We start from the raw sequence: 20006 nt of genomic DNA on the forward strand, positions 1-20006 counted from the left end.
GGTCAGTCCTCGATCAGGGGCTGGGCGACAAGCGTGCCATAGTTGAAGACGCGCAGATAAAGGAGCGACAGCACCACGCCGATGACGACGAGCACCAGCGCCATGGCCGCGCCCAACCCGTATTCGAGGTTGCCGGCATAATTCCTGAGCGCGGTGTGATAGGCGGAAAGCGCCCAGACCTCGGTCGCGTTGCCCGGTCCGCCATTGGTGGCGAGCAGGATTTCATTGAAGGAGGCAAGCAGCGACAGCGTCTGGTAGCAGGTGACGAAGAGGATCGGCCAGCGCATCTGCGGCAGGATGATGTAGCGGATCTGCTGCCAGCGCGAGGCGCCGTCGACCTCGCTTGCATAGAACTGGCTCTTCGGAATGGCCTTCATCGCCGAGGAAAACACCAGCATGCCCATCGAGGCGCCGATGAAGCCGTTGATCAGCACGACGAAGAACCAGGCATTATAGGCGGTATCGAGCAGGTAGTTCTTCGGGGGGTAGCCGAATTTGCCCATCAGGATAGAGATGAAGCCGCTATCCCAGGCAAGCCACTTCCACAGCAGGACGTAAATGACCACGGGCGTGATGCGCGGCAGGAGCCAGATGCCGCGAAAAATCGAGGCAGGCGTCGGCGGCATATAATGCGTCAAGATGGCGAGCAGCAGGGCATAACCGACGTTGAAGAGGGTCAGCACCAGCGCGACATAGAGCACGGTGTTGAAAAGCACACGCGCCATGTCGGGAGACCTGGCCATGCGTGAGAAATTGTCTGATGTCCATGTCCAGCCGGTATAGGTGGTCTTGGCGACAATTTCCTTCTGCTCCGGCGTCAGCTGGAAACCCAGACCGTCCAGCGCCGAAAACAGCTGCCCCTTGCTGTCGAAGCGGGTGTTGAGGACGGAGCGGTTGAACTGTTCGGAGATCTGCTTGACCTCACGTGTCGACGGCCGCTCGGCCAGATCCTTGATCATTCGCTCGACATCGCGGCGTGCCGGGAAGACCTCGCCAGTATGTTTGGCGCGCAATTCGGCGGCAATTCCCGGCGCCAGCCCGAGTCCCTCGACGGCCTTCAGGCCTGCCTCGTCGATGGTGTAGCGTGGCTCGGCCATCTCGGTGGCGATCTCCGGCATCGCCGATTTCAGTGCGATCAGGGAGTTAGGCGCAATCTGGTAGACGCCGCCAGAAATGCCGGTCGCCGTCGTCATGTTGGTCATCGAAAAGACCGCCGTCAGAACCACCGGCATCAGGAAGAACAGCACGATCATGACCGCCGCAGGGGCGATCATCACCAGTCCGAGCGTTCTGGACGATTTCATGGAAGGCCTCCTCGCGGAACCGACCGGGCGGCGGGGTTTGCCGCCACCCGGAGGCGTGTTTCAGCGAATGACGATCTTGTCGCCGAGCGTGCTTTTCAGCTCGCTCTCGGCATCGCCGACGGCGGCGTCGACGGTCTTGGCGCCGGTCCAGGACGCTTCGAGGTTCTTCCACATGATGTTCCAATATTTGCCGAAATCGGAATTGTTCGGCATCGCATTGGCATGCGGCAGCAGGCGCTCGGTGGCTTCGCGGGTCCAGCGGTCGGCCGAGTAGAAATCGACGGTGGATTCCGACTTGGAGATGCCGAGATGGGCGGATTTGACCGCATGCAGCGCGTTGGTGCGCGGCTCGGAGGCGATCTTGACCAGTTGGGCGGCGATCTCGGTGTCTTCCTGATCGTGACCTGCGGTCAGGAGGTAGACGAGCGGATGGGTCAGCGTGTTGGCCTTGCCGCCTTCGCCGGCGGGGATCAGCGTGAAGATCACGTTGCCGAAGAAATCCTTGAGGCCTTCCTGGTTGACGAGACGGGCATAGTGCCAGGTGCCGCCGTCCCAGATGCCGGCCTTGCCGGTGGCGACTTCCTTCCACCACTGATCACCAGGCATGCCGATGTGGTTCTTCTTGGTGACGCCTGATTTCACGGCATCGGCGAAGAACTGATAGGTGCGGGTCATCGCCGCCTTGTCGAAAACGAGCTTGCCGTCTTCTTCCATCGTGCCGCCGAACGAGGTGTAGAACTGCCAGTAGTCGGGGCCGTTGCTGGTGCGCGGATAGAAGCCGTAGCCGGGCTGGACCAGGCCCTTGTCCTGCATCTTCTTGGCGTCTTCGAGCAGGTTCTTCATGGTGTACTTGCCGTCTTGGACACTCTGCGGCAGCGCATCGAGATCGGCGTCGCTGTAGCCGATCGCCTTCATATAAGGCTTCCAGAAGAACATCGGGCGGGATTCGGCATCCTGCGGAATGCCGTAGACGGTACCGTTGTAAGAGGCGATCTGCAGCAGGTTTTCATAGATGTCGCTGAGCGGCCAGGAGTCGAGATCGACATAATCCTCGATCGGGACGATGAGCCCTGCCTGCGACCAGGGTGCGATGTCTTCATGGCCGCTGACGACGATGTTCGGGGCGGTCTTGGCTTCGGCGGCAAGGGTCAGCGCCTGCTTGAAGTCCTCCCAGGCGGAATAGGGCTTCTTCTCGACGGTGATCTTCAGGTCTTCGCCTTTGAGCGCGGCTTCGCGCTGCAACTGCTGGGCTGCGATCTCGATGGCGTCGAGGCGATAGATGTCGTTCGGGCCGGTGCCGCCGGCCCAGACGCTGATGTGAACGTCCTTGGCAAGCGCAATTGCAGAGCTTGAAGCCAGGATGGCGGCAGCAATGGTGAGGGATTTCAGTGTCGGCAAGATGGTCATCTTCTTCGTCTCCCTAGAAGAGCAGTGTGAAGCCTCTTGGCGGGTCAGCACTGCTGATGATGGCCGCTCCGAAACCCCACGAAAACGTGACGATGTCCGCTCTAGGGGTTTGATGTAACGGCCGAATGACAAAATTGAGCACGTGTGCAAAATTATTATGACGATGTCTGTCAGACTTGCAAGCGGCGGTTTTCGGCGGGTGGATTTTGAGCTTCAAATCGCGCGTTTGCTGGTCTAGCATGGCATATGAGCCTAGAATCCGTCCGCGCCTTCCTCCGTGCGCATGCACCCGATATCGACATCATCGAAACCGCCGAGAGCTCCTCGACGGTGGCCCTTGCCGCCGAGGCCCATGGCGTCGAGCCTGCCCAGATCGCCAAGACGATCTGCCTGCGCGTCGGCGAGCAGATGATGCTGGTCGTTGCCGGCGGCACGGCAAGGCTCGACAATCGCAAATTCAAGGATACGTTCGGCGCCAAGGGGCGGATGCTCGACGCCGAAGAGGTGGTGGCGGTCACCAGCCATCCGGTCGGTGGCGTCTGCCCCTTCGGTCTGCCGTCGCCGCTGCCCATCTATTGCGATATTTCGCTGAAACGCTTCGATGAAGTCGTGCCGGCCGCCGGCTCGACGAATTCGGCGGTGCGCATCGAAACCGGTCGGCTGGCCGAGCTGACCGGCGCCAGCTGGGTCGATGTCTGCCAGTAAGCGGCGAAAGAACTTCAAACCTGCGAAAGAGTACCTATATCCTATCCCGACATGCCGTGACTGCGCATGACAGGAGATCAGGAATGCCGAGTGCCATTTCGCGTTTTGCCAAGTTCGCGGCCATTGCCGCTCTGACGAGCGCTACAGTTTTTGCTTCCCTTGGCGATGCAGAAGCGCGCCGGGCCGGCAGCAGCGGTTTCGGAAGCCGCGGTACCCGCACCTTCCAGGCGCCGCCTGTCACCCAAACCGCGCCGGCCCCCGCCGCGCCGATCGAACGGTCGATGACGCCGCGTCCGCAGACCACCGCGCCAGCGACCGCGCAGCAGCCCTTCGGCGCCCAGCGCCCCGGTCTTTTCGGCGGCTTCGGCCGTTCGATGATCGGCGGCCTGATTGCCGGCGGCCTGCTCGGCATGCTGCTCGGTCACGGTTTCGGCGGCGGCTTCGGCTTCCTCGGCATGCTGCTGCAGATCGCGCTGATCGGTGGTGCCGTCATGCTGGCCATGCGCTATTTCGCCAACCGCCGTCAGCCCTCCTACGGCGCCGGTGGCCAAGGCGGCTCCTTCAGCCGGTCCTATAGCATGTCGCCCGCCAACAATTCCTCCTTCCAGATCCCGACAATCGGTTCCGGTTCAGCTTCCTCCTCGCGCGGCAACCGGCCGAGCGACGAGATCGGGCTGGCGCAGGCCGATCTCGATCAGTTCGAGGAATTGCTGACCGACGTTCAGACCGCTTACGGTGCCGAGGATTACGCCGCGTTGCGCCGGCTGACGACGCCCGAGGCGATGTCTTATCTTGCCGAGGAACTCGGCGAAAACGCCAGCAACGGCGTGCGCAACCGGGTCTCCGACGTCAAGCTGCTGCAGGGCGACATTGCCGAGGCCTGGCGCGAAGACGGCCAGGAATATGCGACGCTCGCCATGCGCTACTCCTCGATCGATGCCATGGTCGAACGCGACAGCGGTCGCGTCGTTTCCGGCGACGACCGCCGCCCGAGCGAAAGCACCGAGGTCTGGACCTTCGTGCGCAAGCCCGGCGCCGACTGGAAGCTGGCGGCAATCCAGGGAAGCGAGCAGCGCGCCGCCTGAGGTGCCACGCGTCTGCCGGCTTAATTCACCGCCACCGGTTTGGAGCGCATGCGCGAAACCGTTTCACGTTCCGCCCGCTTGCAGCGCATCGGCGGCAGGCCGCGATCCATCAGGTCCATATCCTCAAGCACCATGTCGCCCATTTTCTTGAAGGCGCTGTCGAGCGCGCCGGCCCGATGCGCCGAGCGGATGAAGCCTTTCAGGCTCCGCACCGGGTGGTCGGCCGGCAGCGGCTCCTCAGGATAGACGTCGCTTGCTGCGACGATATGACCAGACGCGACGGCAGCCATCAGCGCTTCGAAATCGACGACGTCGGCGCGGCTGAGCAGGATGAAGGCCGCGCCGCGGCGCATGCCGGCGAAGGCCTCCGTGCCCAGAAATCCCTTGTTTTCACTGGTGACGGCAGCGACGACGAAGACGAAATCGCTCTTCGTCAGCACATCCTCCAGGCTCGCCGGCTCGACGCCGTTTTCCTCGAGGATCGAGCGGGGCAGCCAGGGATCGAACACTCTGATGCGCGCCCTGAAGCCGGACAGCAGCCGGCGCAGCGCCTTGCCCAGATCGCCGAAGCCGACGATGCCGATCTCGGAACCGGCGATCAGCCGGGCACTCGCATTGCCCTCCCCGCCCCAGAGTTCGGTGCCTTGGCGAAAGGCAACGTCCGCATCGACGATGCCACGCGCCAGGGCCAGCGCGAAACCGAGACCGATTTCGGCGACCGGTTCGGCGAAGACGTGGCCCGTCGTCACGACATGAATGCCGCGCTCAAAGAGCACGTCATAGGGCATATTGTTCATCAGATTGCTTTCGACGTTGAGGATCGAGCGCAGGGCCGGCATCCTGGCCAGCGTTTCCGCCGAAAGCGGCGGCTGGCCGATGATATAATGCGTCCTGCCGAGAACCTCGTCGCCGAGGCCGGCGATATTGTCGGGATCGGCCTCGACGATTTCGTATTTCGCATGCAGTTCGGCGCGCGCCGGATCGCTGAAGATCAGATCGAGCGTGCGCGGCTCGGGCGCGCTGATCGCCAGCGGCCGTTCGGTCTTCATCATGGGCATCTCCTCCATCGCGGCGATGCGCCGCCTCGGTTGGATTGATAGCCGCTGTGCCTGGCTCTTTCCAGCGCGCGGAAGAAACTGTTTCAAGCGCGAAGGTGCTCGGCGAGGGTTGGGTGGCGCTATCGAAAGCGGCATCTGCCTATCAGATAAGCAATTGAATCGGCTTGATATTTCACGGCATTTTCGTTGACGGCGCGAAATCTTTGAACTAGCGTGATGCGCGCGACTTGGACCCGGGCCTGTGTTCGGCGACCGGATTTCAAAAACTCACGAGGAAATGAACCATGAAATCAGCACTCAAGAGCGGACTGCTTGCCTTGGCTGCCGCCGCGCTTCCAGCCGTCGCCTATGCGCATACCGGTGTTGGCCAGACCTCCGGCTTTGTGCACGGCTTCAGTCATCCCGTTTCCGGCCTCGATCATATCCTCGCCATGGTGATGGTCGGCGTTTTCGCATTTCAGCTCGGCGGCCGCGCCACCTGGCTGGTGCCGACGACCTTCGTTCTGGTGATGGCGCTCGGCGGTGCTCTCGGTGTTGCCGGCGTCAATGTTCCTTTCGTTGAAACCGGCATTGCGCTTTCCGTCGTCGTCCTCGGCGCGATCGTTGCGCTCAACGTCAAAGCCCCGACCGCCCTTGCGATGGGTGTCGTCGGCCTTTTCGCGATCTTTCACGGGCATGCCCACGGGGCGGAGATGCCGGAGGATGCCGGCGGTGCCGCTTATGCTGCCGGTTTCATGATCGCGACCGCGTTTCTCCATGCAGCCGGCCTCGGTCTCGGCTATATCATCGGCCGTGCCGGCGAACGTCAGGGCGCTTTCGTGACGCGCGCGGCCGGCAGTGTTGCCGCCATAGCAGGTGTCGGCATCCTGGCCGGCGTGATCTAACCGCCTTCCGGCGCCGCCCCGCCAGCGGCGGCGGTCGCATCCATCATCGCAGTTCAATTGGAACGCCCGGTAACGCATTGCCGGGCGTTTTCGCGTCACTGCCGCAAAATGCGCTGGAATTGATCCAGATCAAATCCAGCGATGTTGCGTCGGGTTATATCTGAAGCACGATCGACGAACGGACATCCAAATTGACGCAGGGCCGCCTTGCCGATTGTCGGCGAGGTGTAGCAGTGAGTATAGTAATTTCAGAAATTTCTGAAATCACAGACGCAAGGGAAACAACGATGAACCTTCCGCCTCTCGTCCAGTCCTTCGTTCTCCACTTCGGCGAAATGGGCTCCCGCTGGGGAATAAACCGCACGGTCGGCCAGATCTATGCCCTGCTATTCGTCTCGCCGTCGCCGCTTTGCGCCGAGGAGATCGCCGAGTCCCTCAACATCTCGCGCTCCAATGTTTCGATGAGCCTGCGGGAATTGCAGGCCTGGAATCTCGTCCTTCTCAAACACAAGCCGGACGATCGCCGCGATTTCTTCACCACCCCTGATGATGTCTGGCTGATCTTGAGGACGCTTGCCGAGGAACGGAAGAAGCGCGAAGTCGATCCGACGCTGTCGGTTCTGCGCGAAATCCTGATGCAGCGTCCCGCCAGCGAGGCCGAACGCCATGCGCAGCAGCGCATGAGCGAAATGCACACGCTGATCGAGCAACTGACACATTGGTATGAAGACGTAAAACAACTTGAAACCGAAAGGCTCGCAACGCTACTCTCGCTGGGCGCGAAAGTGACAAAGCTTCTGGAGGCCAAGGACCGGGTCGTTTCGCTCGGCCGCAGCCGCCGGCCGAATCCAGCGAACAAGAGTTAGCGCCATGGGCACTGCTTTCTTCGACGCGACAGACAGACCAGAGACGCGACCGCCGGATGGCGATGCCGTTTTGCCCCGCGGTGACGCGGCGAATGCCGGGCTGCGCAGGGCGGCGATGCTGCAGTCGCTGGCCGCCGCCATCTGGATCCCGCAGGCCGGTTTGCTCGCCCTCTCAGTCGGCCGCATTGCCGATGGCGGTGGATTGCACGACGTTCTTTGGCCAGCTCTCGGTATCCTCGCCCTCGGATTGGCAAGAAGCGGTCTCGACGCGGCCGGCGGCCGCCTCGCCTTTCGTGCCGCGCGCGCCGAACTCAGCCGCAGGCGGCAGGTCGCGGCGGCCGCCCTTTCCCTGTCGTCGCCGATCGATCGTGGCCGGCCGGCCTCCGGCAAAGCCGCGAGCGTCATCGGCGAGCAGGCCGAACTCATCGTGCCCTATCTCGCCCGCTTCCAGCCGGCGCGGGTGAAGGCGAGCCTTGTGCCGCTGATCATTCTTGCCGTCATCCTTCCGGTTTCGTGGGTCGCCGCGCTGGTGCTGCTGTTTGCCGCGCCGCTGATCCCGATCTTCATGGCGTTGATCGGCTGGCGCGCCCAGGCGGCCAGCGAAAAACAGCTTGTTGCCACCGGCGGCCTCAACGGCTTCCTGCTCGATCGGCTGCGCGGACTGGCGACGATCCGCGCGCTCGACGCGGTGGAGGCCACCGCGCTCAGGCTTCGACGCGAGGCCGAATCGCTGCGTGCGCGCACCATGGCGGTGCTGAAGATCGCCTTTCTCTCCTCGGCCGTGCTCGAACTTTTCGCCGCGCTCGGCGTGGCGATGATCGCCGTCTATGTCGGTTTCAGCCTGCTCGGCGAGATCCGCTTCGGCACCTGGGCAGGCCGGCTCGACCTGACCGAGGGGCTGTTCATCCTGCTGCTGGCGCCGGCCTTCTTCGAGCCATTGCGCGAGCTATCGGCCGTCTGGCACGATCGCGCGGCCGGCGAAGCGGCGATGAAAGCGCTGGATGCTCTGGCTGGAGGCGGCGGCCTGTCCATTCGAGGAACGGCCGAAATCGCGCCAGCGGTCCTTGCCGCCGCCGAAGCGCCGGCCATCCGCCTTGAAAATCTCGCCTTCCGCTACGGCGCCGACGAACCGTTGATCCACGACGGTTTCAACCTCGATATCGCTGCCGGGGAACATCTGGCGCTTCTTGGCGTCAGCGGTTCCGGCAAATCGACGCTTCTGTCGCTGATGGCGGGGCTGGCGCCCTCTACCGGCGGCCGTATCGTCATTGGCGGCGTCGAGCTCGCGGATGAGACTGCCGTCAGCCTGCGGGACGGCATGGCGTGGATCGGTCAGAAGCCGCATATTTTTGTCGGCACCATAACGGGGAATACCGCGCTCGGCAGACCCGGCGTGCTGCGCGGCGATGTGGCCGACGCTCTGGATGCCGCGAGACTGGGAAAGGTGGCTGAGGCCTATGGCGGCCGGTCCCTCGGCGAAGGCGGTATCGGGCTTTCCGGCGGCGAGGCGTTGCGGCTGGCAATCGCGCGGGCGGCCTGCAATCCGCGTCTGAGGATCATCCTCGCCGACGAGCCGACCGCGCATCTCGATGCCGCCACTGCCGCCGAAGTGACCGAGAGCCTGCTTTCGCTTGCGAGGGCGCGCACGTTGATCGTTGCCACCCACGATCCGCTTCTGGCCGCGCGCATGCATCGCAGCATCCGCATCGACGCCGATATCATGATCCGGGAGGCCGCCGAATGAGCACGTTCGCTGCAGACCTCAAGCCGATCCTGCGTCTGTTTTTTGCGGAGCGCCGGCGCGCGCTGCTGCTCGGCGCCGCACTTTCGGCGGCCACAGTTACGGCGGGCATCGCCCTGCTCGGCCTGTCCGGCTGGTTCATCACCGCCACCGCGCTTGCCGGCCTATCGGCCTCCGTTGCCATCACCTTCGACGTCTTTGCGCCTTCGGCGGGCATCCGTCTGCTTGCCATCGTCCGGACAGTGGCACGCTACGGGGAAAGGCTTGCGACCCATGATGCGACGCTCGGCGTTCTCGCGGCTCTTCGCGAAAGACTGTTTCGCGGCTTCGCCGAACCGGGCGCGGCGCGCATGCTCCTGCATCGTCCGGCACGGCTGCTCTTCCGGCTGACGGCCGACATCGATGCGCTCGACTCCCTCTATCTCCGGATCCTCGTGCCGGCCGCGGTAGCGATCGGCGCCACCTTTGCGGCAAGCCTCGTGCTGGGGCTCATCCATCCCCTGTTCGGCCTGTTCTCCGGTCTCTTTCTCATTGGTGCCGGTCTCGGCCTGCCCTTGATCGCCGCCCGGGCGGCGCGCAAATATGCCCGCCGGCGCGCCCATGGCATCGAGGCGCTGCGGTCGCGGACGATCGATCTCGTCGCCGGCCAGACCGACCTGCTGATGGCCGGCCGGCTTGCGGCGCAAAGGCAGGCCATCGCTGTGGCAGACCATTACACCGGCGGCGCCGACGATCGGTTGAACCGCGTCGAGACCGGCCTGACCTTCGGCTTCGGCCTGGTCTCCACCCTGCTGTTGACGGCATCGCTGCTTGCCGTCGCCGCTCTTGCGGAGACGAAGGCGATTACCGCTCCCGTCGCAGCCCTCGGCCTGCTGGTCGCCTTCGCGGCGACCGAACCCTTCGCGGCACTGCGCCGCGGCGCACTGGAACTGGGGCGGACGCTGCTTGCGGCAAAGCGGGTCGCGCCGCGGCTTGCCGTCGCGCGGGCATCCGAACCCTTGGCGGCGGCGCTGCCGGGATATGCTTTTTCGCTGAAGGATGTATCCGCCTTCCATGAAAATTCCGCCGTGCCGGCACTCCAAGGCATCGACCTGACGCTCCGGTCAGGCCAGCGGCTGGCCGTGGTCGGCGGCAGCGGCGCCGGCAAGTCGAGCCTGCTTGCCCTGCTTTCCGGCGAACTGCCGGCGAGCGCGGGGCGTGTTGCGGCAACAAGGGCGACCTTGCTGACCCAGCGGACGGAACTCTTCGAGGACAGCCTGTGCGGCAATCTCACCCTTGCCGAGCCGGATGCCAGCATAGCTCGTCTTCGCGAAGCGCTGGCTGCCACCGGTCTGCTTGCCGATGTCGAGGCCATGCCGCGAGGGATCGATACGCCGCTCGGCGAAGGCGGTCTCGGCCTTTCCGGCGGTCAGTCGCGGCGGCTGGCGCTTGCCCGGCTCTTCCTGTGCGACACGTCGCTCTGGCTGCTCGACGAGCCGACGGAGGGCCTCGACGGCGCCACCGCCCGCGACGTGCTCGGCCGCCTGTCGGCAATGGCAGACGGCCGCGCATTGGTCATCGCCACCCATATCCGCCGCGAGGCTGCCATCGCAGACCACATCGCCGTCATCGAAGGCGGCCGTATCACAGAAGTTTCGCGCCGCGGAGAGGCGGCGTTCGAAAAGGCACTCGACCGGCTTCGGCCGGATTGAGCGAAAGCCGCATGCCCTCAACCGCCACCCGGCGCTTGGGAATGCTCCGTACCCCGTGGGACCGTGGGAGAAAGACAATGGAACTAGATATCGTTGCGCTATCGCGCTTTCAATTCGCGCTGACGGCGCTTTACCACTTCCTGTTCGTGCCGCTGACGCTCGGCCTGTCCGTGCTCCTGGCGATCATGGAAACCGTCTACGTCATGACCGGCCGCCAGATCTGGCGGCAGATGACGAAATTCTGGGGGACGCTGTTCGGCATCAATTTCGTCATCGGCGTCGCCACCGGCATCGTCATGGAATTCCAGTTCGGCATGAACTGGAGCTATTACAGCTATTACGTCGGCGACATTTTCGGCGCGCCGCTGGCGATCGAAGGCCTGATGGCCTTTTTCCTCGAAGCGACCTTCGTCGGTCTGTTCTTCTTCGGCTGGGACAAGCTGTCGAAGGTCGGCCATCTCGTCGCCACCTGGGCGGTGGCGCTCGGCTCGAATTTTTCCGCGCTCTGGATCCTCATCGCCAATGGCTGGATGCAGAACCCGGTGGGATCGGCGCTCAATCCGCAGACGATGCGCATGGAGATCACAAGCTTCTACGACGTCGTCTTCAACCCGGTCGCCCAGGCGAAATTCGTCCATACGGTGTCGGCCGGTTATGTCTGCGCCTCGATCTTCGTGCTCGGCGTCTCGGCCTGGTATCTGCTGAAGGGCCGGCATATCGAGCTTGCCAAGCGCTCGATGACGGTCGCCGCCTCCTTCGGCCTCGCCTCGGCACTCTCGGTGGTCGTGCTCGGCGATGAGAGCGGTTATCTCGCGACCGAAAACCAGAAGATGAAGCTCGCCGCGATCGAAGGCATGTGGAAGACCGAGCCGGCGCCGGCCGCCTTCACCGCTTTCGGCTTCCCGGATCAGGAGGCGCGCGAGACGCATTTCGCCGTCCACATTCCCTGGGTCATGGGCCTGATCGGCACACGCTCGCTGACAACAGAGATTCCCGGCATCGACAAGCTCGAACAGCAGGCCGAGGTCCGCATCCGTGACGGCATCAAGGCTTACGACGCGCTGATGCAGATCCGCGCGGTCCCGGCGCAGGATCAGGTGGCGCAGGAGGTGCGCAGCTCCTTCGAGGATCTCGGCCATGATCTCGGCTACGCCCTTCTTCTGAAGCGGTATGTCGACGATCCGCGCCAGGCGACTGATGCGCAGATCGTGCAGGCCGCGCGCGATACGATCCCGCATGTGCCGACACTCTTCTGGTCCTTCCGCATCATGGTCGGCCTCGGCATCTTCTTCATCCTGCTGACATCAACCTTCTTCTGGCTGTCGGCCCGGCGCCATCTCGACAAGTACCCGCTGTTGCTGAGGATTGCGGTGCTGGCGATCCCCCTGCCCTTTGTCGCGATCGAGCTCGGCTGGGTCGTCGCCGAGTTCGGCCGCCAGCCCTGGGTGATCGAAGGCGTGCTGCCGACGGCGGCTGCCGTCTCCAGTCTCGGCGCGAGTACCGTGCTTTTGACGATCATCGGTTTTGCCGCGCTCTACACGGTGCTGATCGTCATCGAGATGAACCTGATGATCAAGGCGATCGCCCAAGGCCCGGAACCGGATGACGAGCCGGAAGCGGTGCTGATTTCCGAAACCCTCGTCCCAGCCGCAGAGTAACCTATCATGATCCTTCACGAACTCATCGATTATGAAACGCTGCGCCTCATCTGGTGGCTGCTGCTCGGCGTGTTGCTGATCGCCTTTGCGACGACAGGCGGCTTTGACCTCGGCGTCGGCACGCTTCTGCCCTTCGTCGCCAGGACCGATACGGAACGGCGCGTGGTGATCAACACCATCGGCGCCACCTGGGAAGGCAACCAGGTCTGGCTGATCCTCGGCGGCGGCGCCATCTTCGCCGCCTGGCCGCCGCTCTATGCGGTCTCCTTCTCGGGCTTCTATCTGGCGATGTTCGCGATCCTTTTCGCGCTCATCCTGCGCCCGGTCGGCTTCAAATACCGGTCGAAACGGGAAAGCGCCCGCTGGCGCAACGGCTGGGACTGGGCGCTCTTCATCGGCGGCTTCGTGCCGTCGCTGATCTTCGGCGTCGCCGTCGGCAACGTGCTGCAGGGCGTGCCCTTCCGTTTTGCCGACGATATGCGGATCTTCTACGAAGGCTCGTTCTTCGCCCTGCTCAATCCCTTTGCACTGCTTTGCGGCCTGCTCTCCGTCGCCATGCTGACGATGCACGGTGCGGCCTGGCTGGTGCTGAAGGCGGGCGGGCCGGTTGCCGAGCGGGCCAGAAGCTATGGCAGCATCGCCGCCCTTGTTACCATCGTGCTGTTTGCCCTCGGCGGCCTCTTCCTGTGGGTCGGTGTCGGCGGCTACCGCATCACCAGCGATATCAGCCCGATCGGGCCTTCCAATCCCCTGCTGAAAACGGTGGTGATCGAAAAGAGCGTATGGCTGGCCAATTACACCGCCCATTCCTGGATGATCGCCGCACCCGTTCTCGGCTTTGCCGGCGCCGCACTGGCTTTCATTGCGATGCGGGCAAGGCGCGAGGTGATGACACTGCTCTTCAGCACGGTCGCGATCCTCGGCATCATCTCGACGGTCGGTCTCTCGATGTTCCCGTTCATCCTGCCCTCCTCGCTCGATCCGCGATCGAGCCTGACGGTCTGGGATGCATCCTCCAGCCATATGACGCTGTTCATCATGCTGGTGGTGTCGGCAATCTTCCTGCCGATCATCTTCGCCTACACCGCCTGGGTCTACAAGGTTCTGTGGGGCAAGGTCGACGAGAAATCCGTCACCGACAAGAACAGCCACGCTTACTGAGGGAGATGAAACGATGTGGTATTTCGCATGGATCCTCGGCCTGCCGCTGGCCGCCGCCTTCGCTGTTCTCAACGCCATGTGGTACGAGCTGATGGACGACGCAGCCCGAAAGAAGGCGTCCGAAGGGCTGAAGTAAATCAAGAGGGGCGCGGTTCGAGCCCGCGCCCCCTTTCTATCAGCCTTCCAGCCACTTCACCTGATCGGCCGTCAGCCGGATGTCCAGCGCCGACAGGCTGTCCTCCAGCTCGGCAACGGTGCGCGGCCCAATCAGCGGGATGACCGGGAAGGGCTGGGCGATCACATAGGCGAGCGCGATGTGGATCGGGTTGCGGCCGAGCTTGTTGGCCAGTTCGATGGCGCGGTCGCGGCGGCCGAAATTGCGCTCGGAATACCAGACCCGCACGATCTCCTCGTCATCCCGCTTGTCGCGGCCGGCGCGGTCGGTGAAGAAGCCGCGGCCCTGGCTCGACCAAGCAAAATTCGGGATCTGCTTCTCGTTCAGCCATTTCTTCCAGTCGTCGTCGGAGGCGGCGACGCAACCGGCCCAGATCGGATCGAGCATCTCGGCGAGCGAGAAGTTGTTGGAGAGCGCGGCCGGCGCCGCCTTGCCTGTCTTTTCGGCATAGGCGATCGCCTCGTCGAAACGCGCGCGTGTCCAGTTCGAGCCGCCGAAGATGCCACGGATGCGACCGCGCTTGACCTCGGCATCCATGGCATCGACGAACTCGCCGACCGGTACGTCGGTATTGTCGCGATGCATGAAATAGATGTCGACATAATCGGTCTTCAGCCGGGCGAGCGACTGGTCGAGCTGCTTTGCGATCATATCGGGATAGCAGAGCGGCGAATGCGCGCCCTTGCCGATCAGCACGATCTCCTCGCGCGGCACCTTGCGGCTCGTGTGCCAGTCGCCGAAGATTGCCTCCGTCTTGCCCGCGCCATAGACATAGGCCGTGTCGAAGGCATTGCCGCCGGCCTCGTAGAAGGCGTCGAGCGTCAGCGAGGCGGCGGCGAAGTTCGGGAAGAACTCGAAGCCGAGCGTCACCACCGAGGCCGGCTTGGAAATGCCGGGGATCTGGCGCTGCGGAATGCTGTTGCCGCGCGTGACCGCGCCGCCGGCAATGTTGGCCGTGCGCTTCGCCGCCTTCTCGACGCCGTATTCGAGGCCGACCGAGGCGCGCCATTGGTCGAGCACGCGCAGGTTTCCGATCGAATCCGCCCAGCTCATGCCGGGGGCGCTGAATTCGGTTCTGCCGGCGCGGATGGCATCGCCCGCCGCATCGGCTTCGAAGGAATAGAGCCAGCGATCTTCCTTGATCTCGGCTGTTTCCTGCTTGCCGCCCTTGAAGATCTCGATCTTGCCGATGCCGCCCTTATGGCCGGAGGCGAACCAGAAGTCGGCGACTTCGATCCGGCCTTCGGACCCGATGATGCGCAGCACGTTGTCCTGCTGCGCCATGATCGAGCAGGAGACTTCGGCGATGATCTCGTTCGGGAATTTGAGCACGGCCGAAGCCCATTCATCGACGCCGCTTTCGCCGAGATGAGCGACGCCGGAGACCTTTTCCGGTTCGAGGAAAGCTTTGCCTTCCGCCGCGCCCGCGATCAGCCGCGCCATCGAGACCGGATAGCCGCCGACATCGAGAATGCCGCCGCCGGCTGTATCGTTGGCGAACAGCCGGTGCTCCGGCCTGTAGCTGCCCATATTGAAGCCGAAGCTCGAGCGAATGATGCGGATGGTACCGATGACGCCGCTCTTGATGATCTCGACCAGCTTCTCCGTCTGCGGATGCACGCGGTACATGAAGGCTTCGCCAGCAAAGACGCCGGCCTTCTTGGCCTCGTAATAAACGGCTTCGGCATCATAGGCGGAAAGCGCGATCGGCTTTTCCACAAGGATATGCTTGCCGGCGCGCGCGGCCTTGATCGCCCATTCGGCATGGCCGGTATGGGGCACGGAAATATAGACCGCATCAACCTCGGGGTCCGAAAGCAGCGCCTCGTAGCCGTTGACGATGCGGGCGCCGGGGAAGTTTTCTGCCAGTCCCGGCTTGGAAGGATTGCGGGTGGCGATCGCCACCAGTTTGCCGGTGCACGAATGGGCGACGCCGTCTGCAAAGGTGCGGGCGATGGTGCCGGGGCCGATGATGCCCCAGCGGATCGGTTGATCGGAAGTCATGGAAGCCTCTTTCGTCTTTCTGCCTTGGGAGGGGTTTAGCGAAGCCGTTTGCCGGCGCCGTCGAAAAGGAATGTGTGGCGTGCGGGAAGGCCGACGGTCAGCGTCTCGCGATTGCCGGCGGTGCGCGATTCCGGCCGCTCGATGATCAGCTGCTCGCTGCCGATGGCGGCATAGATGTAGCTGGTGTTGCCGAGATGCTCGGCGACGTCGATGGCGACGGTAAGATCAGCGTCACCCATGCCGGCATCGACGAAATGTTCGGGACGAATGCCGAGCGTCACCTTTGCACCTGTCTCGATCGGAGCGGCGACGGGCAGCGGCAGGCGCATATTGGCATCGCTTTCCAGCGCGATCACCGCCCTGCCCGGCTGGGCCTCGACCACCACTGCCTTCAGGAAATTCATCTTCGGTGAGCCGACGAACCCGGCGACGAACTGGTTGGCGGGATCGTCGTAAAGATCGAGCGGGGCGCCGATCTGCTCGATATTGCCGGCGCGCAACACGACGATCCTGTCGGCGAGCGTCATCGCCTCCGTTTGGTCGTGGGTGACGTAGATCATCGTCGTACCGAGTTTCTTGTGCAGCCTGGAAATCTCGACACGCATTTGCACGCGCAGTTCGGCATCGAGGTTTGACAAGGGCTCGTCGAACAGGAACACCTCCGGTTCGCGGACGATGGCGCGACCGATTGCAACGCGCTGGCGCTGGCCACCGGAAAGCTGCTTCGGCCGCCGCTTCATCAGCTCGGTGATCTGCAGGATCTCGGCGACATGGCTCACGCGCCGCTCGGTATCGGCCTTCGGATTGCCGTTCATCCGCAGGCCGAAGCTCAAGTTTTCCTCGACGGTCAGGTGCGGATAGAGCGCATAGGACTGGAAGACCATGGCGATGCCGCGATCGGCGGGCTCGACGTCATTGACGACCCTGCCACCAATCTGAAGCTCGCCTGAAGTAATGTCCTCGAGACCGGCAATCATCCGCAGCAGCGTGGACTTGCCGCAGCCGGAGGGGCCGACGAAGACGACGAATTCGCCGTCCTTGACCTCAAGATTGGCGCCATGGATGATCTCAAAGCCGCCGAAGCGCTTGACGATATTGCTGAGTGAAAGCTCTGCCATGCAGCCTCCCGTTTACTTGATTGCGCCGGCGGCGATGCCGGCGATGAAATGGCGCTGGAGAGCCACGAAGATGACGAGGATTGGCGCCGTTAGCAGCACCGCTCCAGCCATGATGCCGCCCCAGGAGACCTTGGTGAGGCCGATCAGCGTTCCTAATGCCACGGGCGCCGTCATCATTCCCGGTTTGGAATTGATGAGGAGCGGCCAGAGGTAGTTGTTCCACGAGGCGAGGAAGAGGATGATCGCCAAGGCCGCCATGGTCGGGCGCGCCAACGGCAAGGCGATGCGCAGAAAGATCTGCCATTCCTTGACGCCCTCGACGCGGGCCGCATCGAAAAGCTCGCCCGGCATCATCGAGAAGGATTGCCGCATGAACAGCACGCCGAGCGAGTTGAACAGTGGCGGCACGATGAGTGCCACCCAGGTGTTAGCAAGCCGGAACTCGCGCGCAACCATGATGAATTGCGGGATGACGACCACGGAGAAAGGCAGCGTGATCGTGCCGATGATGATGGCGATGACGATGGAGCGGCCGACGAAACGATAACGCGCCAGCGCCCAACCGGCCATCGAGGTCAGCATCACCGACAGGAAAGTATAGATAATCGCGACGCCGACGGAGATCACCATGGCGCCGACGAAATCGGTGTCTGCCTGCAGGTTCTTGAAATTCTCGATGAAGTTGGTGGATGGCCAGAGCACGATGTCGGGGCTGAAGATGCCGTTATCGGGCATTGTGGAGAAGACGAACATCATCCAGAGCGGAAATAGCCAGATTACTGCAAGCGGCGCCAGTGCGGCGTGCAACGCGATCCGGCGCATGAGAAGGGATTGCGACCTGGATTTCATTTCGGATCCCTCCCGACCCAGAGATTGAGAAGCGAGATGACCACGGCAAGCGCCGCCATCGTATAGGCGATCGCCGAGGCGTAGCCGAAGTTCAGCGAGGTGAAGCCCTGGCGGTAGAGCAACAAGCCAAGGGTCTCCGTGCCACCGCCCGGACCACCGCGATTGGTAATCAGGAAGGGCTCGGTGAAGAGCTGCATGGTGCCGATCACCGAGAGCACCACACAAAAGAGGATGATCGGTTTCAGAAGCGGCAAGGTGATATGAAAGAACTGCTGTACCTTGCTCACCCGGTCGAGCGTCGCTGCCTCGTAGACATCGTCCGGAATCGACTGCAGGCCGGCAAGGATGATGATGGCGTTATAGCCCGCCCAGCGCCATGTGACGGCGAGGATGATCAGCGCCATGGCGGCATTGGCATTGTCGAACCAGGACACCGGGCTGAAGCCGACGGCGGAGATCAGCTTGTTGATGATGCCAAAATCGAGGCTGAACATCAGCCGGAATACCGCTGCATAGGCGACCTCGCCGACGACGACGGGCGCGAAGAAAGCAAAGCGGAAGAGCGGGCGCGCTTTCAAGAGCGGCGAATTGAGCATCACGGCCATGACAGTCGCAAGACCAATCATGACCGGCACCTGGATCACCAGGATAATCAGCGTGTTATAAAGCGCATTATAGAAGGCCGGGTCGTAGAACAGCCGCCCCCAATTGGCCTGGAAACTGTATTTCCATGGGTTGATGCGGGTGTTCTGAAAGGAAATCAGGAACGAATTGATGATCGGCCAGACCCAGAAGGTGGCAAAGACCAGCAGATAGGGTGCAAGGAACGCATAAGCGCTCCGGGTTCTGAACGGCATCAAGCCTCCTCCTCACGAACGAATGACCGGCCGCCTTGCAAGCCGGGAGAAAGCCGGGCGCTGAAGCGCCCGGCATCGTCATTCATTGCGCCACTGGAAGCCCGGTCGCCGAAGCGATCTGCTTGGCGGCGTCATCGAGGGCTGCCTTCGCGTCCGGATAACCGCCGGCGAAGAACTTGGTCTGCGTTGCCTTGAAGATGGCTTCGGCATCGCTCTGGAAAGCGGTACCGCGGCTCGGCACGATCTTCGGCAGCGTCGCCAGGATATCGGCCCAGACCTTCTGGCCGCCCCAATACGGCTGCGGTTCGCTGATGAAGGGGTCCTTCTCAGCCGAGAGCAGCGACGGCACCAGGCCGAATTCCTTCAGCATGGTGATCTGGCCCTCATTGGTGCCGAGGGCGTAGTTGACGAATTTCCAGGCGGCTTCCTTGTTTGCCGAGGTTGCCGAAATGGCGAGCGACGAACCGCCGAGATTGGCCGCATGCGGGCCGTCGGCCGTCAGGCTCGGCATCCTGTAGACGCCCCACTTGCCCTTGAGATCGGGAGAGGTCGAGCGCACGGTGCCTTCATACCAGCCGCCATAGAGCTGGCTCGCGGCCTTGCCGGCGGTATTGGCCTGGATCTTTTCATCCCAGTTGGCTGCCGTCAGCGTGCCGGCATCCTTCATTTCCTTCACCTTCTGCAGCGAGGCGACGCAGGCCGGTTGGTTGATGGTGATATTCTGGCCGTCGGTCGAGTAATAACCGCAGCCCTGTTCATTGGCGATCATGCGAAACCATTCGCTGTCGCCGTTGAAGTCGGCCTGGGCCATGACGACGCCGGGATTGGCGGCGGAAATCTTCTTGCCCGCAGCAATGAAATCGTCCCAGGTGCTGATGGTGCTCGGATCGACACCGGCCTTTTCGTACATGTCGCGGCGGTAAAAGACGGCGACAGGACCGGAATCCCACGGCATGGCATAGGCGACGTCGCCGACTTCGAGCTCGGTGCGCTTGAAGTCAGGGAATTTCGCTTGGATCTCGGGGGTGTAACCGAGCTCCTTCAAATTGGCGAAGCAATCCGGGAAACGGCTCCAGAAGATTTCAGCCTCGAAATTTTCGATGCTGACGATGTCAGGCAGGCCGTCGCCGCCGGCGGCGCAGGCAGCCAGCGTCTTGTCGAAGACCTGGCTGTTGCCGAGGTCCTCGACAGTGATCTTGATATCGGGAAACTGTTTGTTGAAGCCCGGAAGCGTGGACTTCAAGGCCGATGCGGCGACATTCCAGCTCCAGATAGTGAGATTGGCCGACTCAGCGAATGCGGAGCCGGAAGCAAGCAGTGCGACAGCTGCGGTCGCAGCGAGAAGTTTGAAGCGCATTGAAAATCCTCCCTTTTCAATTGCCGATCTTTCACGAACGCGGTTAGACTAACTGCAAGGGAGCGGCTGTCTCCTAAAAAGGGAAT

General features: G+C 62.9%; 17 protein-coding genes. 9 read left to right on the forward strand and 8 right to left on the reverse strand.

Annotation, left to right across the window (positions count from 1 at the left end; translation table 11 throughout):
- Positions 1-2: 2 nt before the first annotated feature.
- Together AMK05_RS25420 and AMK05_RS25425 are read right to left on the reverse strand one after the other, a co-directional pair.
- Positions 3-1304: a carbohydrate ABC transporter permease gene (locus tag AMK05_RS25420; RefSeq protein WP_064842167.1), complete on the reverse strand. Its 1302-nt coding sequence runs from the start codon at positions 1302-1304 to the stop codon at positions 3-5.
- Between the two features lie 60 nt (positions 1305-1364).
- Positions 1365-2711: an extracellular solute-binding protein gene (locus AMK05_RS25425; RefSeq protein ID WP_064842170.1), complete on the reverse strand. Its 1347-nt coding sequence runs from the start codon at positions 2709-2711 to the stop codon at positions 1365-1367.
- Positions 2712-2957: 246 nt separating this feature from the next.
- Between AMK05_RS25425 and AMK05_RS25430 the strand changes: the two genes are divergently transcribed.
- On the forward strand, positions 2958-3416 hold the full coding sequence (locus tag AMK05_RS25430; RefSeq protein ID WP_054184262.1) for a YbaK/EbsC family protein: 459 nt from the start codon (positions 2958-2960) through the stop codon (positions 3414-3416).
- 83 nt (positions 3417-3499) lie between these two features.
- Positions 3500-4501, forward strand: a complete 1002-nt coding sequence (locus tag AMK05_RS25435) for a Tim44 domain-containing protein (RefSeq protein WP_064842172.1) — start codon at positions 3500-3502, stop codon at positions 4499-4501.
- A 20-nt stretch (positions 4502-4521) separates the two neighbouring features.
- On the opposite strand, the gene AMK05_RS25440 is transcribed toward AMK05_RS25435, so the two are convergent.
- Positions 4522-5553 (reverse strand): hydroxyacid dehydrogenase, encoded by a 1032-nt coding sequence (locus AMK05_RS25440; RefSeq protein ID WP_064842174.1) that lies wholly within the window; start codon positions 5551-5553, stop codon positions 4522-4524.
- 290 nt (positions 5554-5843) lie between these two features.
- On the opposite strand from AMK05_RS25440, the gene AMK05_RS25445 reads away from it, so the two are divergent.
- From AMK05_RS25445 to cydX, 7 genes are all read left to right on the forward strand, one after another.
- The gene (locus AMK05_RS25445; RefSeq protein ID WP_064842176.1) at positions 5844-6443 is read left to right on the forward strand and encodes a HupE/UreJ family protein; all 600 of its coding nucleotides are present in this window, start codon (positions 5844-5846) and stop codon (positions 6441-6443) included.
- A gap of 287 nt (positions 6444-6730) precedes the next feature.
- On the forward strand, positions 6731-7309 hold the full coding sequence (locus AMK05_RS25450) for a GbsR/MarR family transcriptional regulator (RefSeq protein WP_064842178.1): 579 nt from the start codon (positions 6731-6733) through the stop codon (positions 7307-7309).
- A 4-nt stretch (positions 7310-7313) separates the two neighbouring features.
- Entirely contained in the window at positions 7314-9053 is a 1740-nt protein-coding gene (gene cydD, locus AMK05_RS25455) for a thiol reductant ABC exporter subunit CydD (RefSeq protein ID WP_064842181.1), read from the forward strand.
- Positions 9050-10741, forward strand: coding sequence for an amino acid ABC transporter ATP-binding/permease protein (locus AMK05_RS25460; protein ID WP_064842183.1), 1692 nt, complete (start codon positions 9050-9052; stop codon positions 10739-10741). The genes cydD and AMK05_RS25460 overlap by 4 nt, the downstream gene beginning before the upstream one ends.
- Positions 10742-10818: 77 nt before the next feature.
- Positions 10819-12399, forward strand: coding sequence for a cytochrome ubiquinol oxidase subunit I (locus AMK05_RS25465; protein WP_064842186.1), 1581 nt, complete (start codon positions 10819-10821; stop codon positions 12397-12399).
- Positions 12400-12405: 6 nt separating this feature from the next.
- Positions 12406-13560 (forward strand): cytochrome d ubiquinol oxidase subunit II, encoded by a 1155-nt coding sequence (gene cydB / locus AMK05_RS25470; RefSeq protein ID WP_064842188.1) that lies wholly within the window; start codon positions 12406-12408, stop codon positions 13558-13560.
- A gap of 13 nt (positions 13561-13573) precedes the next feature.
- Complete coding sequence (gene cydX, locus AMK05_RS25475) at positions 13574-13696, forward strand: cytochrome bd-I oxidase subunit CydX (protein ID WP_064842190.1); 123 nt, start codon at positions 13574-13576, stop codon at positions 13694-13696.
- Positions 13697-13735: 39 nt separating this feature from the next.
- On the opposite strand, the gene AMK05_RS25480 is transcribed toward cydX, so the two are convergent.
- From AMK05_RS25480 to AMK05_RS25500, 5 genes are all read right to left on the reverse strand, one after another.
- A complete protein-coding gene (locus AMK05_RS25480) occupies positions 13736-15739 on the reverse strand; it encodes an aldo/keto reductase (RefSeq protein WP_064842192.1) in 2004 nt (667 codons plus the stop codon).
- 35 nt (positions 15740-15774) lie between these two features.
- Entirely contained in the window at positions 15775-16857 is a 1083-nt protein-coding gene (locus AMK05_RS25485; RefSeq protein WP_064842195.1) for an ABC transporter ATP-binding protein, read from the reverse strand.
- A gap of 12 nt (positions 16858-16869) precedes the next feature.
- Entirely contained in the window at positions 16870-17706 is an 837-nt protein-coding gene (locus AMK05_RS25490; protein WP_064842197.1) for a carbohydrate ABC transporter permease, read from the reverse strand.
- Complete coding sequence (locus tag AMK05_RS25495; protein WP_064842199.1) at positions 17703-18563, reverse strand: carbohydrate ABC transporter permease; 861 nt, start codon at positions 18561-18563, stop codon at positions 17703-17705. The genes AMK05_RS25490 and AMK05_RS25495 overlap by 4 nt, the downstream gene beginning before the upstream one ends.
- Before the next feature lie 82 nt (positions 18564-18645).
- Positions 18646-19920: an extracellular solute-binding protein gene (locus tag AMK05_RS25500; protein ID WP_012560129.1), complete on the reverse strand. Its 1275-nt coding sequence runs from the start codon at positions 19918-19920 to the stop codon at positions 18646-18648.
- Positions 19921-20006: the final 86 nt, after the last annotated feature.

It is taken from the genome of Rhizobium sp. N324, from assembly GCF_001664485.1.
In the GTDB taxonomy this organism is placed as follows: Bacteria; Pseudomonadota; Alphaproteobacteria; order Rhizobiales; family Rhizobiaceae; genus Rhizobium.